Source organism: Streptomyces pactum, assembly GCF_016031615.1.
GTDB classification, from domain to species: Bacteria; Actinomycetota; Actinomycetes; order Streptomycetales; family Streptomycetaceae; genus Streptomyces; species Streptomyces pactus.
On sequence record NZ_JACYXC010000001.1, the window covers coordinates 3,335,668 to 3,350,465 of the forward strand.

The 14,798-nt window shown below is 74.1% G+C and carries 12 protein-coding genes and 1 pseudogene; 2 read left to right on the top strand and 11 right to left on the bottom strand.

Annotated features, from left to right (window positions below; genetic code table 11):
* Nucleotides 1-71 precede the first annotated feature (71 nt).
* Complete coding sequence (locus IHE55_RS13165) at nt 72-2,591, bottom strand: ATP-dependent Clp protease ATP-binding subunit (RefSeq protein ID WP_197989203.1); 2,520 nt, start codon at nt 2,589-2,591, stop codon at nt 72-74.
* A gap of 462 nt (nt 2,592-3,053) precedes the next feature.
* Between IHE55_RS13165 and IHE55_RS13170 the strand changes: the two genes are divergently transcribed.
* Nucleotides 3,054-3,689 carry an SCO3374 family protein gene (locus IHE55_RS13170; protein WP_232265545.1) on the top strand — a complete coding sequence of 212 codons (636 nt, stop codon included), beginning with the start codon at nt 3,054-3,056 and terminating at the stop codon, nt 3,687-3,689.
* Here IHE55_RS13170 and IHE55_RS13175 read toward each other — a convergent pair.
* The 4 genes from IHE55_RS13175 to IHE55_RS13190 form a co-directional block, all read right to left on the bottom strand.
* Nucleotides 3,620-3,955 (bottom strand): histone-like nucleoid-structuring protein Lsr2, encoded by a 336-nt coding sequence (locus IHE55_RS13175; protein WP_197989204.1) that lies wholly within the window; start codon nt 3,953-3,955, stop codon nt 3,620-3,622. The two genes, IHE55_RS13170 and IHE55_RS13175, sit on opposite strands and share 70 nt — an antisense overlap.
* Nucleotides 3,956-4,204: 249 nt before the next feature.
* On the bottom strand, nt 4,205-4,723 hold the full coding sequence (locus tag IHE55_RS13180) for an amino-acid N-acetyltransferase (RefSeq protein ID WP_197989205.1): 519 nt from the start codon (nt 4,721-4,723) through the stop codon (nt 4,205-4,207).
* A 22-nt stretch (nt 4,724-4,745) separates the two neighbouring features.
* Complete coding sequence (locus IHE55_RS13185) at nt 4,746-5,141, bottom strand: BlaI/MecI/CopY family transcriptional regulator (protein ID WP_197989206.1); 396 nt, start codon at nt 5,139-5,141, stop codon at nt 4,746-4,748.
* 734 nt (nt 5,142-5,875) lie between these two features.
* A complete protein-coding gene (locus IHE55_RS13190; RefSeq protein ID WP_197989207.1) occupies nt 5,876-6,061 on the bottom strand; it encodes a hypothetical protein in 186 nt (61 codons plus the stop codon).
* Nucleotides 6,062-6,238: 177 nt separating this feature from the next.
* On the opposite strand from IHE55_RS13190, the gene IHE55_RS13195 reads away from it, so the two are divergent.
* Nucleotides 6,239-6,721 (top strand): DUF5680 domain-containing protein, encoded by a 483-nt coding sequence (locus tag IHE55_RS13195; RefSeq protein ID WP_197989208.1) that lies wholly within the window; start codon nt 6,239-6,241, stop codon nt 6,719-6,721.
* An 84-nt stretch (nt 6,722-6,805) separates the two neighbouring features.
* On the opposite strand, the gene IHE55_RS13200 is transcribed toward IHE55_RS13195, so the two are convergent.
* From IHE55_RS13200 to IHE55_RS13220, 6 genes and pseudogenes are all read right to left on the bottom strand, one after another.
* Nucleotides 6,806-7,570 carry a hypothetical protein gene (locus IHE55_RS13200; protein ID WP_232265546.1) on the bottom strand — a complete coding sequence of 255 codons (765 nt, stop codon included), beginning with the start codon at nt 7,568-7,570 and terminating at the stop codon, nt 6,806-6,808.
* Between the two features lie 773 nt (nt 7,571-8,343).
* Entirely contained in the window at nt 8,344-9,141 is a 798-nt protein-coding gene (locus tag IHE55_RS13205) for a type III pantothenate kinase (RefSeq protein ID WP_197989210.1), read from the bottom strand.
* Nucleotides 9,141-10,229 carry a carboxylating nicotinate-nucleotide diphosphorylase gene (nadC, locus tag IHE55_RS13210; RefSeq protein WP_197989211.1) on the bottom strand — a complete coding sequence of 363 codons (1,089 nt, stop codon included), beginning with the start codon at nt 10,227-10,229 and terminating at the stop codon, nt 9,141-9,143. The genes IHE55_RS13205 and nadC overlap by 1 nt, the downstream gene beginning before the upstream one ends.
* Before the next feature lie 323 nt (nt 10,230-10,552).
* Nucleotides 10,553-12,280, bottom strand: coding sequence for an L-aspartate oxidase (locus IHE55_RS33100; RefSeq protein ID WP_372442758.1), 1,728 nt, complete (start codon nt 12,278-12,280; stop codon nt 10,553-10,555).
* Between the two features lie 282 nt (nt 12,281-12,562).
* Nucleotides 12,563-13,498, bottom strand: a pseudogene (gene panC, locus IHE55_RS33105) (pantoate--beta-alanine ligase); the annotation flags it as partial.
* Nucleotides 13,495-14,370 (bottom strand): Rossmann-like and DUF2520 domain-containing protein, encoded by an 876-nt coding sequence (locus tag IHE55_RS13220; protein WP_372442667.1) that lies wholly within the window; start codon nt 14,368-14,370, stop codon nt 13,495-13,497. The gene IHE55_RS13220 and the pseudogene panC, both read right to left, overlap by 4 nt.
* Nucleotides 14,371-14,798: the final 428 nt, after the last annotated feature.

The window sequence follows — 14,798 nt, forward strand, 5'->3', positions numbered from 1 at the left end:
CAACGGAACAGGCCGGGGCAGTCGCTTTCGCGCTGCCGCCCGCGCGGCGGTGCCGCGCGGGCGTTACCGCGTTACTCCTTGCTCAGGTTCGGGCCGCCGCCCGCCGCGGACTCCACCGGGGGGCTGTCCGGCAGCGCGGACTTCTCCTCGCCGCGGAAGGTGAACTTCTTCTCCTCACCCTCGCCCTCGGTGTCCACGACCACGATGTGACCGGGACGCAGCTCGCCGAAGAGGATCTTCTCCGACAGCGTGTCCTCGATCTCGCGCTGGATGGTGCGGCGCAGCGGCCGGGCACCCAGCACCGGGTCGTAGCCCTTCGTGGCGAGCAGCTTCTTGGCCTCGCCGCTGAGCTCGATGCCCATGTCGCGGTCCTTGAGCCGCTCGTCCACCTTGGCGATCATCAGGTCCACGATCTGGATGATGTCTTCCTGCGACAGCTGGTGGAAGACGACGGTGTCGTCCACACGGTTGAGGAACTCCGGCCGGAAGTGCTGCTTCAGCTCTTCGTTGACCTTCGCCTTCATCCGCTCGTAGCCGGTCTTCACATCGCCCTGGGCCGCGAAGCCCATGTTGAAGCCCTTGGAGATGTCCCGGGTGCCGAGGTTGGTCGTCATGATGATGACGGTGTTCTTGAAGTCCACGACCCGGCCCTGGGAGTCGGTCAGGCGACCGTCCTCCAGGATCTGCAGCAGCGAGTTGAAGATGTCCGGGTGGGCCTTCTCGACCTCGTCGAAGAGGACCACGGAGAACGGCTTGCGGCGCACCTTCTCGGTGAGCTGGCCGCCCTCCTCGTAGCCCACGTATCCGGGCGGGGAGCCGAAGAGCCGCGAGACGGTGTGCTTCTCGCTGAACTCCGACATGTCGAGGGAGATGAGCGCGTCCTCGTCGCCGAAGAGGAACTCGGCGAGGGTCTTGCTCAGCTCGGTCTTACCGACACCGGACGGGCCCGCGAAGATGAACGACCCACCGGGGCGCTTGGGGTCCTTCAGACCCGCACGGGTGCGCCGGATGGCCTGGGAGAGCGCCTTGATGGCGTCCTTCTGGCCGATGACGCGCTTGTGCAGCTCGTCCTCCATGCGCAGCAGGCGGGAGGACTCCTCCTCGGTGAGCTTGAAGACCGGGATGCCGGTGGCCGTGGCCAGGACCTCCGCGATCAGCTCCTCGTCCACCTCGGCGACGACGTCCATGTCGCCGGCCTTCCACTCCTTCTCCCGCTTGGCCTTGGCGGCGAGGAGCTGCTTCTCCTTGTCGCGCAGGCCGGCGGCCATCTCGAAGTCCTGCGAGTCGATCGCGGACTCCTTCTCCCGGCGCACGTCGGCGATCTTCTCGTCGAACTCGCGGAGGTCCGGCGGCGCGGTCATCCGGCGGATGCGCATCCGGGAGCCGGCCTCGTCGATCAGGTCGATCGCCTTGTCCGGCAGGAAGCGGTCGGAGATGTAGCGGTCGGCCAGGGTGGCCGCCGCGACCAGCGCGGAGTCGGTGATGGAGACGCGGTGGTGCGCCTCGTACCGGTCGCGCAGGCCCTTGAGGATCTCGATGGTGTGCGGCAGCGACGGCTCGGCGACCTGGATGGGCTGGAAGCGGCGCTCCAGGGCCGCGTCCTTCTCCAGGTGCTTGCGGTACTCGTCGAGCGTGGTGGCACCGATGGTCTGCAGCTCACCGCGGGCCAGCATCGGCTTGAGGATGCTGGCGGCGTCGATCGCGCCCTCGGCGGCGCCCGCACCCACCAGGGTGTGGAGCTCGTCGATGAACAGGATGATGTCGCCGCGGGTGCGGATCTCCTTGAGCACCTTCTTCAGGCGCTCCTCGAAGTCACCGCGGTAGCGGGAGCCGGCGACCAGGGCGCCGAGGTCCAGGGTGTAGAGGTGCTTGTCCTTGAGGGTCTCGGGCACCTCGCCCTTGACGATCGCCTGGGCCAGGCCCTCGACGACCGCCGTCTTGCCGACGCCGGGCTCGCCGATGAGGACCGGGTTGTTCTTGGTGCGGCGGGAGAGCACCTGCATGACCCGCTCGATCTCCTTCTCGCGCCCGATGACCGGGTCGAGCTTGGATTCGCGGGCGGCCTGCGTCAGGTTGCGGCCGAACTGGTCCAGCACCAGGGAGGTCGAGGGGGTGCCCTCGGCCGGGCCACCGGCGGTGGCGGCCTCCTTGCCCTGGTAGCCCGAGAGCAGCTGGATGACCTGCTGCCGGACGCGGTTCAGGTCGGCGCCCAGCTTCACCAGGACCTGGGCGGCGACGCCCTCGCCCTCGCGGATCAGGCCGAGCAGGATGTGCTCCGTGCCGATGTAGTTGTGGCCGAGCTGGAGGGCCTCGCGGAGCGACAGCTCCAGGACCTTCTTCGCACGGGGGGTGAAGGGGATGTGCCCGGACGGGGCCTGCTGGCCCTGGCCGATGATCTCCTCCACCTGCTGGCGGACCGCCTCGAGCGAAATCCCGAGGCTCTCCAGGGCCTTAGCGGCGACACCCTCACCCTCGTGGATCAGCCCCAGGAGGATGTGCTCGGTGCCGATGTAGTTGTGGTTGAGCATCCGGGCTTCTTCCTGAGCCAGGACGACAACCCGCCGCGCGCGGTCGGTGAACCTCTCGAACATCGTTAATCGCTCCTCAGAGCGGTCAGAAAGATCGGGGACGATCCCCTCCCTGTCCTTCCGCATGCTAGTCCCGCTCGGGGGGACAGCTCATTCCAACTGCCGACACCGTTCCGGATCACCGCCGCTTTTCGCAGGGATCTCCTGCCCCGAACAGCCGACAACTGCTCCAACTCGATGGTGCGAGACGATGTTCCCGCAGGCCAGGCATCTACGCTCACCGCCAGTACGCCGATGGCGAACGCCGGACGTCCGACACGCGGGGCCGCCCCCTCTCACTAGGACTGTCTTACCCGCAAGCAGTGACACTCCATGCGGAGGACACCGGGTCCCTCCGCTACGGGCGAACAACCTTGCGCCCGCTCCCGGCCCGGTCACCCCTCGCACGGACACGCAGCGTAGCCTTACGGGTACGAAGTGTGGCCGGTGGCGTAACTCCGCCCGGCCGGCGGAGTTGCTCCGGGCATGACCGATGCCCTCCGGCGGTGGTACGAGCGTGAGCTCGGCTGGCCCACGGCGCCCGGCGCCCCCGTCCAGCTGCTGACCGGGGTGTGCTTCGACGTCCTGCGGGTACCGGCGGACGCCGGGCGCGAGGTGCTGCGGCGGGTGCCGCGGACCGGGCCGGTCGCGGTGGCCGGCCCGTGGATGCTGCTGCTGGTGGCCGCGGGCGGCGCCGACGAGCTGCCGGGGCTGCTCGACTGGCTGGAGTGGGGCGGGGTCCCGCTGGACCTGACCGCACTCGGGGCGGGCGGCCGGATGCCGGCTCCCGTCCGGCACGGCGGGCCGGACGTCCCGGGCCGGTCACCGGGACCGGCGGGCCGTGTGCCGCAGGAGGCCGCCGTCTGGCTGCGGCCTCCCGAACCGGGGCGCGACCTGGCGCCCGCACTGCCGGCGGCCGGCCTCGGGGGCGATGGGGGCGCCCCCGATCTCGTGCGGCTGGTGGGCGCGGCGGCGACGGAGTGCCACCGGGCCCGGCTGCTGGAGGCGCGGCGGCCGCTGGATCCCCAGCGGCTGCCGGCGGTCCGGCGCCGTCAGCCGTTGGCCTTCTCGTACGCCTCACGCACGGTGGCGGGGACACGGCCGCGGTCGTTGACCTCGTAACCGTTCTCCTTCGCCCAGGCGCGGATCTTCGCGGTGTCCTGGCTGCTGCCGGAGCCCGTCCGCGTCCGGGTGCGACCGGTCGCGGCGCGGCCACCGGTGCGACGGCCGCTCTTGGTAAAGGGCTCCAGCGCCGCACGGAGCTTGTCGGCGTTCGCGGTGTTGAGGTCGATCTCGTACGTCTTGCCGTCGAGCGCGAACGTGACCGTCTCGTCGGCCTCGCCACCGTCGAGGTCATCGACAAGAAGGACCTGGACCTTCTGTGCCACGGGGGAATCCTTTCACTTAAAAACCGGGGGCTGCCCACTGTCTCCGGCGGAGTCCTCCCAAAGGAAGCCCTCCCCGGACGCCCCCAGTAAATACAGTACGGGGCATTAGCAAACCGCTTTTCCCGGCAAAACACAAACCCCCCGGGGAAGGTTCGTCCACTCCTCGGCCCGGGAAGCCTCTGTTCCGGGGCGGGTGATAGGAGCGATTCGGACATAGGACGCGCGGCCCGGATGCAGAAGCGCAAGCGATCACAGTTGCAGAAGCATCCGGCTGTTGCCAAGGGTGTTCGGCTTCACCCGTTCGAGTCCGAGGAACTCGGCGACGCCCTCGTCATAGGAACGCAGCAGCTCGCTGTAGACATCGCCCTCGACCGGCGTCTCTCCGATCTCGACGAAGCCGTGCTTGGCGAAGAACTCGACTTCGAAGGTGAGGCAGAAAATGCGCCGCACGCCGAGCCAGCGCGCGGTGCGCAAGAGCTTGTCCAGCACCGCGTGCCCGACTCCGCAGCCGCGGGCCGACGGATCGACCGCGAGGGTACGGACCTCTGCGAGGTCTTCCCACATGACGTGGAGCGCCCCGCAGCCAATGACCTCGCCGTCGGTGTCCCGCTCGGCGACCCAGAACTCCTGGATGTCCTCGTAAAGCGTCACCGTCGCTTTGTCGAGCAGGATGCGATCGCCGGCGTAGGTGTCGATGAGGCGGCGAACCGCCCGGACATCGCTGGTCCGGGCCCGGCGCACGGTGACTACTTTTGATAGAGCGGACATAGCCGGACGCTATCGCCCTGGCTCAACCGCGCTCTTCACCGGGGCTCTCGCCCGGCTCGCCGAGTTGTACCACGCGCATGGCGTCGCGCAGCGCTTCCCGCTGCTGCTCCGACATCATCCCGAAGAAGGCGACGAGCGCCGCTGCCGGGTTGTCACTGGCGGACCACGCTTCGTTCATCAGTGCGGCCGAGTAGGCGGCCCGCGTGGAGACGGCCTCATATCGATAGGCGCGGCCTTCTGCTTCCCGCCGGAGCCAGCCCTTCTGATGAAGGTTGTCCATTACCGTCATCACGGTCGTGTAGGCGATGGAGCGTTCCTGCTGGAGATCTTCCAGCACTTCTCGGACCGTGACCGGGCGGTTCCACTTCCACACCCGCGTCATGACCGCGTCTTCCAGGTCTCCCAATGGCCGAGGCACACGTGAATAATAGTGCCGAATGTCCCAAATGACCGGTTAATCGCGGGGCAAATCCGGCGCGGATCGGCGAAGGGGGCGGCACGCGGGTCCGGACCGGGGCCCCGGACCCGGGCAGAGGGGTGGGCCGGGCGCCGGCGGGGGGCGGTCCCAGGCGCGGTTCGGCAGCCCGGATTGGGCGGGAGCCCTTGGCGGGGCCGGGGGGCCGGGGCGCGATGCCGGGGGCGTGGCGGGTGGCTCGGCCGGGGCAGAGCGGTGCGGGCCCGCGGCCGGTACGGCCCGACGTGGCGGGCACAGACGGGACGGCACCGCCGGGACGGGCACCGATGGGGCGGGCACCGCCGGTACGGCCGGGGGCGGATGACGTCGGCCGGCGCCGGGTTCCGGGCGGCCGGCGCCGGCCCTCAGGGGCGCCCGGTGCCCGGTCAGGGGTGACGCGGACGGGCCGCAGGGCGCCCGCCGGCCCCGGAGGGGGCACCGGGGAGCACACCGGGGGCCGCTCGGGAAGCCGGGCTCCGGGGGCCTGCGGGCCGGGAGCCGCCGGCGTCCCGTGGACCGCTCGGGACCGCTCCGGGCCCCTCGGGGAACCCTTACGGGCCGGGCCAAGCCAAGCCGAGCCGGACCTGGCCGGACCGGGCGGGCCGTGGCCGGATACGGCCGGGCGCACCCGCGGGGGCGGGGCGCGGACGCGGCAGGGGCCCGCGGGGAGCACCGGTGGTGGCCGCGGGCCCCGGGGGTCAGGAGGTGCTGCCGCCGCTGCCCGACGTGGGCCCGGACGCCTCGGCGCGCGCCAGCGCGGCGTCCACCGCCGCGTCCTCCTTGGCCTTGTTCACACCACCCTGGCTCTTGACGATCGTCTTGATCAGCGCGATGAAGGCAACCGCCATCACGATCGGCGGAATCAGCGCGGAGAGGTAATCCATGGCCGTCGGCCTCCTTCTGCCGGAGGCTTCCAGGTTACGGGGCGCCCGGAGGGCCTCGTTCACGGGCCCGTCCGCCGGGTGGACGCCGGCCGTTCGTTCCCACGGCCGCGCGCCTGCCGCCGGCCCTCCCGCGCGACGGCCGCACCGGTTGTCAGTGCCCCCTGCTAGACCGGCGCCATGGATCTCGCCGCAGCGGCGCCGGCACCGGCCGAGCTGACCGCCTTCATCGTCCGGGCCAAGGCCGCCACCTACGCGGGAGGCGGCGGCCGGGTCGCCTCCGTCCGCACCGCATCGCACGACCTGGAGTACCGGGAGGGGGAGCTGGTCTACCGGGACAGCTACTTCGGCGGTACGGACTTCCTGGGCCAGGAGACCGTGCACTTCGCCGACCGCCCGATCTGGGGGATGAACTACTACGGCTACCTCCTCACGGACGACATCGACGCCGTCACCGCGGGAGAGGTGATCACGGCCGCGCTGACCGAGCTGTACCGGCAGGGGCGCTTCCTCGGCGGCTTCCGGCACACCGTGAACGGTTACCGGTACGAGGACGAGACGCAGGGGGACGTGACCCGCTTCTCGGGCATCGAGCACATACGGACGGCGGACGACACCCGTGCGTACGAGCTGCGGTACCACGGGGGGCGGGTGCTGGACTGATCCCCTCCCCCCGCGGACGGCCCGGCCCGCGGACGGCCCGGCCCGGGGGCGGCGGCCGGCCGGGCCGGTCAGCGGCGTGGCGCGTCAGGCGGTACGTGCCGCCGCGTACACCAGGTGGCTCTGCGCGGGCGGGGCCGGACGGCGCTTGGGCGGGAAGACCTCCGCCGGGGTCGGCACCGGCCGGCCCCGGTTCGGCGTCTCCCGGTCGGGCTGCCCCCGGCCGGGCGCCGCCGCCGGCTTCTTGCGCGGCTGCGGCTTGGGGGCCTGCTGCGGGGCGTCCGGCTCCCCGGTGGCGCACCGGGCCGGGTGGCCGCCGGGCCCCTCGGAACGGTCGGCCAGCCCGCCGGGCAGCGCCCGCAGCCGGCGGCCGGCCGTCCGGGCGGCGGGCCGGGACCAGGGCAGCGGCCACGCCCGGACGCCGCCGGAGTCCCCGGTACGGCGCGCCAGCCGGGCCCGTACGTGCTGTTCCGCCAGCCGCTCGCACCGGACCAGCAGCGCCCGGCGGCGGGCCGCCTCGTCGGCGCCGACCGGCGCGGCGGAGAGGCGGCGGAGCGCCGCGAGGTCCTCGGGGCGCGGCAGGTATCCCCCGGCGAGGGCGTCCTGCAGCCGGTCGAGGTAGCCGAGGGCGGCCCCGGGCAGGGCTTCGCGGTAGCGGACCAGCTCCTCGAAGAGGAAGGCGCGCATCCGCCCGCCCTCGTGAACCGCCGCGTCCACGGCTTCGGCGAGACGCAGGCAGTCCCGGACCTCCGCGGCCCGTTCCGGGCCGGGCCGAGCGGGGACGATGGTGGGCTGGAGGGCGATGGCGAGGGCGCGGCGGAGCACACGCAGCTCGTCCGCGCTGAACGCCATTCCGCCGCGGGATCCATGTGGCGTGGGCATGGGCCGACTTTAAGTGCTAAGCGGACAAAATTCGCTTAGCACTTAACGTGCGGCGTGGCAGATCACCCTGTCGCCCGGCGGCGGGTTCGGGACCCCGTGCCGGCCCGTGACGGCGGGGCCGCGTGGCGGCGGACCGGGTGTTGCGGCGGCGGTGCCCCGCGCCGGCGGTGCCGCCCGGCGGCGGACCGGGGACCTGCCCTCGTTCCGCCCGGCGGACTGGCGTCGCGACGGCTGGTCCGAGAACTGCCACGGTGCCGCCCGGGCGGGCCAGGGGCGGCGGAGGTGCCCCGCGCCGGCGGAACGGCGTCATGGCCCCGGCGGGAGCGAACCGGGGAGTACGGTGCCGTCCGCGGCGGAGCGGGGATTGCGGTGCCCTTTCGGGGCGGACCGGGGGCGCGCGATACCGCACGGCGGAGGACCGCAAGGGATCGGCCCTGGTGCCGCCCGGCGGAGGGCCGGGGATGTGCCGTACGCCGACCGGGCCGGGGCCCGCTCCGGGGCGCCCCGGAACCCTGGGCCGGTCGGGGTACCCCGAGCCCGGTAGCGGGACCGCGGGCCCGCCCGCAGGAGGTGCCCCGGGACCCCGAGCCCGTAGGGGCCGGGGTGCTGCCGGAACCCTGGGCCGGTCGGGGTACCCCGACCGGGGAGGCACCGCGCCGCGGGGCCCGGTCGGGACGACCCGGCCAGGGGCGGCCGCATTCAGGGCCCGGCCGGGGCGACCCGTGGGGCGGGCCGCCCCACGGTCAGAGGCGGGAGACGTTCCGCTCGTAGACCAGGCGCAGGCCGATCAGCGTCAGCCAGGGCTCGTGCTCGTCGATCACCGAGGACTCGCCGAGCACCATGGGCGCCAGGCCGCCGGTCGCGATGACCGTCACGTCGTCCGGGTCGGAGGCGAGCTCGCGGGCCATCCGGCGCACCACGCCGTCCACCTGGCCGGCGAAGCCGTACAGGATGCCGGACTGCATGGCCTCCACGGTGTTCTTGCCGATGACGCTGCGCGGCCGGGCCAGTTCGATCTTGCGGAGCTGGGCGCCGCGGACGCCCAGGGCCTCCACCGAGATCTCGATGCCCGGGGCGATCACCCCGCCGACGTACTCGCCGCGCGCGCTCACCGCGTCGAAGGTGGTCGCGGTGCCGAAGTCCACCACCACGGCCGGCCCCTCGTACAGCTCGATGGCGGCCAGCGCGTTGATGATCCGGTCGGCCCCGACCTCCTTGGGGTTGTCCATCAGGATCGGCACGCCGGTCTTCACGCCCGGCTCCACCAGCACCGACGGCACGTCGCCGTAGTAGCGGCGGGTCACCTCGCGCAGCTCGTGGAGGACCGACGGGACCGTGGAGCAGATCGCGATGCCGTCGATGCCGTCGCCCAGCTCGTCGCCGAGCAGCGGGTGCATGCCCATCAGGCCCTGGAGGAGCACGGCCAGCTCATCGGCGGTGCGGCGGGAGTCGGTGGAGATCCGCCAGTGCTCGACGATCTCGTCCCCGTCGAAGAGGCCGAGCGTGGTGTGGGTGTTGCCCACGTCGATGGTGAGCAGCATCAGCCCAGGTCCCCCGATCCGTCCGCCGGTCCGTCCGCGGTCCGCGACCCGCGCGGGGCGTCGCGCAGGTCCAGGCCGATGTCGAGGATCGGCGAGGAGTGGGTGAGCGCCCCGACCGCGAGGAAGTCCACGCCGGTCTCCGCGTAGGCGCGGGCGTTGGCCAGGGTCAGCCGGCCGGAGGATTCCAGGATGGCGCGGCCGGCGACGAGTTCCACCGCCTCCCGGGTCTGCTCGGGGGTGAAGTTGTCCAGCAGGATCAGGTCGGCACCCGCGGCGAGCACCGGCGGGATCTGCTCCAGGGTGTCCACCTCGACCTCGATGGCCAGGTCGGGGAACTCCTCGCGGACCGCCTTGAACGCCTCGGCCACGCCGCCCGCGGCGATCACGTGGTTGTCCTTGACCAGTGCCGCGTCCGACAGCGACATCCGGTGGTTGACGCCGCCGCCGCAGCGCACCGCGTACTTCTCCAGCGCGCGCAGCCCCGGCGTGGTCTTCCGGGTGTCGCGGACCTTCGCCCGGGTGCCCTGCAGGGCGTCCGCCCAGGCGCGGGTGGCGGTGGCGATGCCGGAGAGCCGGCACAGCAGGTTGAGGGCGCTGCGCTCCCCGGTCAGCAGGTCGCGGGTGCGGGTGTGCACCGACAGCAGCTTCTGCCCCGGCACCACCCGGTCGCCGTCCTCCACGTGCCGCTCCACCTCGAACTCGTCGGTGCAGACGACGGAGAGGATGGCCTCGGCGATCCGCAGGCCGGCGACCGTGCCGGCCTCCCGGGCGGTGAAGTCACCGGTGGCGAAGGCGTCCTCCGGGACGGTGGCGACGGTGGTCACGTCCACGCCCTGGTCGAGGTCCTCCTCGATGGCCATGTGCGCGATGTCCTCCACCTGCACCGGGTCCAGGCCGGCGTCGGCGAGGAGCTGGGCCAGGTCCGGGTCGAGGCCGCACTCCATCGGGTCGAGGCCGAACGCCTCGGTGCTGTCTGCGTCGTCCGCGCCGCAGCCGCAGGCGTCGCCGCAGCCGCCGCCCCCGCCGGGGACGCCGATCTGCAGCAGCGGGAGGGCCACTGGCTGTTCGCGGTCGGGGGTGGTGCTCACGGGTGCGACTCCGTCTCGGATCTGTCGGTCATGCGGAACGGTACGGGTGTACGGGTGGGGCTGTGGGTGGATCTGGTGGATCTGATGGAACTGCCGAACGGGTGGGTCCGGTGGATCTGCGGGGTCCGGTCGGGGCGGTCGGGCCGGGCGCGGTCCCGGCGGCGGCGGGTGCCGGGCCGGTCCCTGTCCGGGTCCGGGGCCGGGTCCCGGACGGGTGGTCCGGTGCCGGGTCCCGGGTACCCGCCGGGTGGCGGGGGGCTCCGCGGGGGTCGGGGTTCTCCGTCGGGGGTCTCCGTAGGGGTCGGGTCTCCGTAGGGCCGGGGTCAGGCGGTGGTGCCCGGGAAGGCCGCCGTGCCGGTGGTGCCGACGTCGAGCGTGCCGTCCTGGCGCAGGGTGACCAGCAGGTGCCGGGCCCAGGTGGCATCGTCCCGTTCCGGACGGTCCTCGCGCCAGTGGCACCCGCGGGTCTCCTCGCGCCGGCGGGCGGCGGCCACCAGCACCCGGGCCACCAGGAGCAGGTTGGTGGCCTCCCAGGTCTCCACCCCGGGCTCGGCGGTCTTGCCGTCCCGGTGCAGTTCCTCCACCGCGTCCCGGTGCACGGCCTCCAGCCGCGCCGCGGCCTCGTCCAGGCTCCGCGCGGAGCGGATCACCCCGGCGCCGGCGGTCATGATCCGCTGGATGGTGCAGCGGGTCTCGGAGGCGAGCAGCGGCTCCCCGGCGGCCGGTGCCGGGGAGCCGGGCACGGCGGCGGCCGGCGCCGGGGAGCCGGGCACGGCGGCGGCCGGCGCGGGGGTGTCCCACGGCCGGCGGGCGGTGATGTCGTCGGCGATCCGTTCGGCGAAGACCAGGCCCTCCAGCAGCGAGTTGGAGGCGAGCCGGTTGGCGCCGTGCACGCCGGTGCAGGCCACCTCGCCGCACGCGTACAGCCCCGGCACCGTGGTGCGTCCGTGCAGGTCGGTACGGACCCCGCCGCTGGCGTAGTGCGCGGCCGGGGCGACCGGGACGGGCTCGGTGACCGGGTCGATGCCGTGCGCCCGGCAGGCGGCGAGGATGGTGGGGAAGCGGTGCTCCCACATCTCGGCGCCGAAGTGCCGGGCGTCCAGGTACATGTGCTCGGCGCCCTGCTCCAGCATGCGCCGTGTGATGGCCTTGGCGACGATGTCGCGGGGCGCCAGCTCGGCCAGCTCGTGCTGTCCGAGCATGAAGCGCACCCCGTCGGCGTCCACCAGGTACGCGCCCTCGCCGCGCACCGCCTCGGAGACCAGCGGCTGCTGGCCCTCGGCCTCCGGGCCGAGCCAGAGCACGGTGGGGTGGAACTGGACGAACTCCAGGTCGCTGACCTCGGCGCCGGCCCGCAGGGCCAGGGCCACGCCGTCGCCGGTGGAGACCGGCGGGTTGGTGGTGGCGGAGAAGACCTGGCCCATCCCGCCGGTGGCCAGCACCACGGCAGAGGCGCGCACCGCCCCCACCCCGTCGTGCTGCCCCTCGCCCATGACGTGCAGGGTGACCCCGGCGGCGTGGCCCCGGGCGTCCTTGAGCAGGTCCAGGACGAGGGCGTTCTCCACGGTCTCGATGCCGGCCCGGCGCACCGCCTCGACCAGCGCGCGGGAGATCTCGGCCCCGGTCGCGTCGCCGCCGGCGTGCGCGATCCGGCGCCGGTGGTGGCCGCCCTCGCGGGTCAGCAGGATCTCGCCGCTGTCGTCGTCGGTGTCGAACCGGGCGCCGGTGGCGATCAGCCGCCGCACCGCGTCCGGCCCCTCGGTGACCAGGGCCCGCACCGCGGCCTCGTCGCACACGCCGGCGCCCGCCACCAGGGTGTCCGCCAGGTGCTGGGCGGGGGTGTCGCCGTCGCCGAGCGCGGCGGCTATCCCGCCCTGCGCCCAGCGGGTGGAGCCGTCGTCGAGCCGGGCCTTGGTCACCACGGTGACCTTGGCGCCGGCGGCGGCGCAGCGCAGCGCGGCGGTGAGCCCGGCGACGCCGGACCCGACGACCACCACGTCGGCGGTGACCGACCAGCCGGGGGGCCGGGGGCGCGGAGGGCGGGGGCGTATCGCGGCGGTGGCGCCCGGGGTACAGGTCGTGGGGTGCTCCGGGCGGGGTCGGCGACGGCGGGGTCGGGGGGCAACGGGGTCGGGGACAGCGGGGTCCGGGGCCGGCGCGGCGGCGGCCCGGTCGGCGGGGTGCCCGGCGGGCGCGGGGCCGGCGTCGGGGCGTGCGGCCTGCGCGTGACCCGTGCCGGGGCGTACCGCGTCCGCGGCACCGTCGGCCGGGTGGCCGGCCGACTCCGGACGGGTGGTGGCGGGACGGGGGCCGAAGACCAGCCGGATGTTGTCGATCAGCCGGGTGGTGCCGACCCGGGCGGCCACCGCGAGGACCGCCTCGCCGGTGAAGTCGTCGGGCACCTCGGTGAAGTCCGCCGGGTCGACCAGCGCCACGTAGTCCGGCACCAGCGGCGGTTCGGCGTCGGTGGCCTCCTCCAGCGCGGCGCGCGCCGCACGGCGCACCGCGGCCGGCGAGGCCACCCGGTCCGCGTCCCCGGGCACCGCCCGCTCGCCGGCCGGGCCGGCCGCCAGCAGCCCGGCGTCCCGCCCGGCGAACAGGGCGCGGGAGAGGCTGAGCGCGGTGGCCCGCTCGGGGCCGGAGAGGTAGCGGTTGCGGCTGGACAGGGCCAGGCCGTCGCCCTCCCGCACGGTGGGCACCCCGACGATCTCCACCGGGAAGTTCAGGTCGCGCACCATGCGGCGGATGACCGCCAGCTGCTGGGCGTCCTTCTCCCCGAAGAAGGCCACGTCGGGACGGGTGAGGTGGAGCAGTTTGGCGACGACGGTGAGCACCCCGTCGAAGTGTCCGGGGCGGAAGGCACCCTCGTACCGCTCACCCATCGGACCGGCCGAGACCCGCACCTGCGGCTCCCCACCGGGGTAGACGTCCTCCACCCGGGGCGCGAAGACGATGTCCGCGCCGGCCTCGGCGGCCAGCCGCAGGTCGGCGTCGAGGGTGCGCGGGTAGCGGTCCAGGTCCTCGCCGGCGCCGAACTGCAGCGGGTTGACGAAGACGGTGACCGTGACCAGCCCCTTGGCCCCCACCCGTTCCCGGGCGGTGCGGATCAGCGAGGCGTGGCCGCTGTGCAGCGCGCCCATCGTCATCACCACCGCGGTGTGCCCGGGCACCGCGAAGCGGGCCAGCGTCCGGTCGAACTCCGCGCGGTCCGCGCACAGCTCGACGTCCGGTTCGCCCGGGCGGGCGGCCTTCCACAGCTTCGGGCTCATTCGGCCCCTCCCACTCCTGAGTCGGCCGCCCCGTCGGCGAGGACGCCCAGCAGGTCTTCGGCGAGTTCCGGCTTGAGCAGACCGTGCGCCAGCGCGCGGTCCGCGGTCGCCCGGGCCATGGCCAGGTACCCGGCGACGCTCTGCGGCGCGTGCGTCCGCAGCTCGGCGATGTGCGCGGCCACCGTCCCGGCGTCGCCCCGGGCGACCGGCCCGGTGAGCGCGGCGTCACCGCTGCGCAGCGAGTTGTCCAGGGCCGCACCGAGCAGCGGGCCGAGCATCCGGTCCGGGGCGGCGACCCCGGCGGTACGGAGCAGCTCCATGGCCTGCGCGACCAGCGTGACCAGGTGGTTCGCGCCCAGCGCCAGCGCCGCGTGGTAGAGCGGGCGGGCCTCCTCGGCGATCCACTCCGGCTCGCCACCCATCTCGATCACCAGCGCCTCGGCGGCCAGCCGCAGCTCCTCGGGGGCGGTGACCCCGAACGAGCAGCCGGCCAGCCGCTGCACGTCCACCGGCGTGCCGGTGAAGGTCATCGCCGGGTGCAGCGCGAGCGGCAGCGCCCCGGCGCGCCGCGCGGGGTCGAGCACCCCGGCCCCGTACCGGCCGGAGGTGTGCACCAGCAGCTGGCCGGGGCGGACCGCCCCGGTCTCCGCCAGCCCGGCGACCAGCCCGGGCAGGGTGTCGTCGGGGACGGTGAGCAGCACCAGGTCGGCCCGGCCGAGCACCTCGGAGGGGGTGACCAGGGGTACCTCCGGCAGCAGCGCCGCGGCCCGGCGGCGGGAGGCGTCGGAGACACCGGAGACCGCGACCGGCCGGTGCCCGGCCAGCCGCAGCGAGGCGGCGAGCGCCGGACCGACCCGTCCCGCGCCGACCACGCCGACGGTCAGCCGCGCGGGACGGTCCTGGGCCTCCGTCCGGTGCGGGGCGGGGGAATCCTGGGGGGTGCGGTGGGGGGGGAGTCGAGTGCGTTCACGGGGCGGGAGCCTTCCGTTCCAGTCCGCGGTGGGTACCGGACGATTCCCCCGCCATGCTACGCGAGGGCGGTCGCGCGGCAGCGGGCCGGCCAAGATCCGGACTCCACCGTTCCGCCCCCTTGGCGAGGGGGCCGGGCGGGGCCCTCCGGGCCCTGGGGGGCCAGGGGGTGGGATCGATGCGGTCGCCCCCACCGCGACGTCCCGGAGGACCGGGCTCCCGGTGCCGCGGCGCACCCGTCGTATCGACGGTGCACCTCACCGGGAATGCGGTCGCACCCCGGCCCCGGTGGCGGCCGTCAGGACCCGGGGGCCAGGACCGTCAGCCGCAG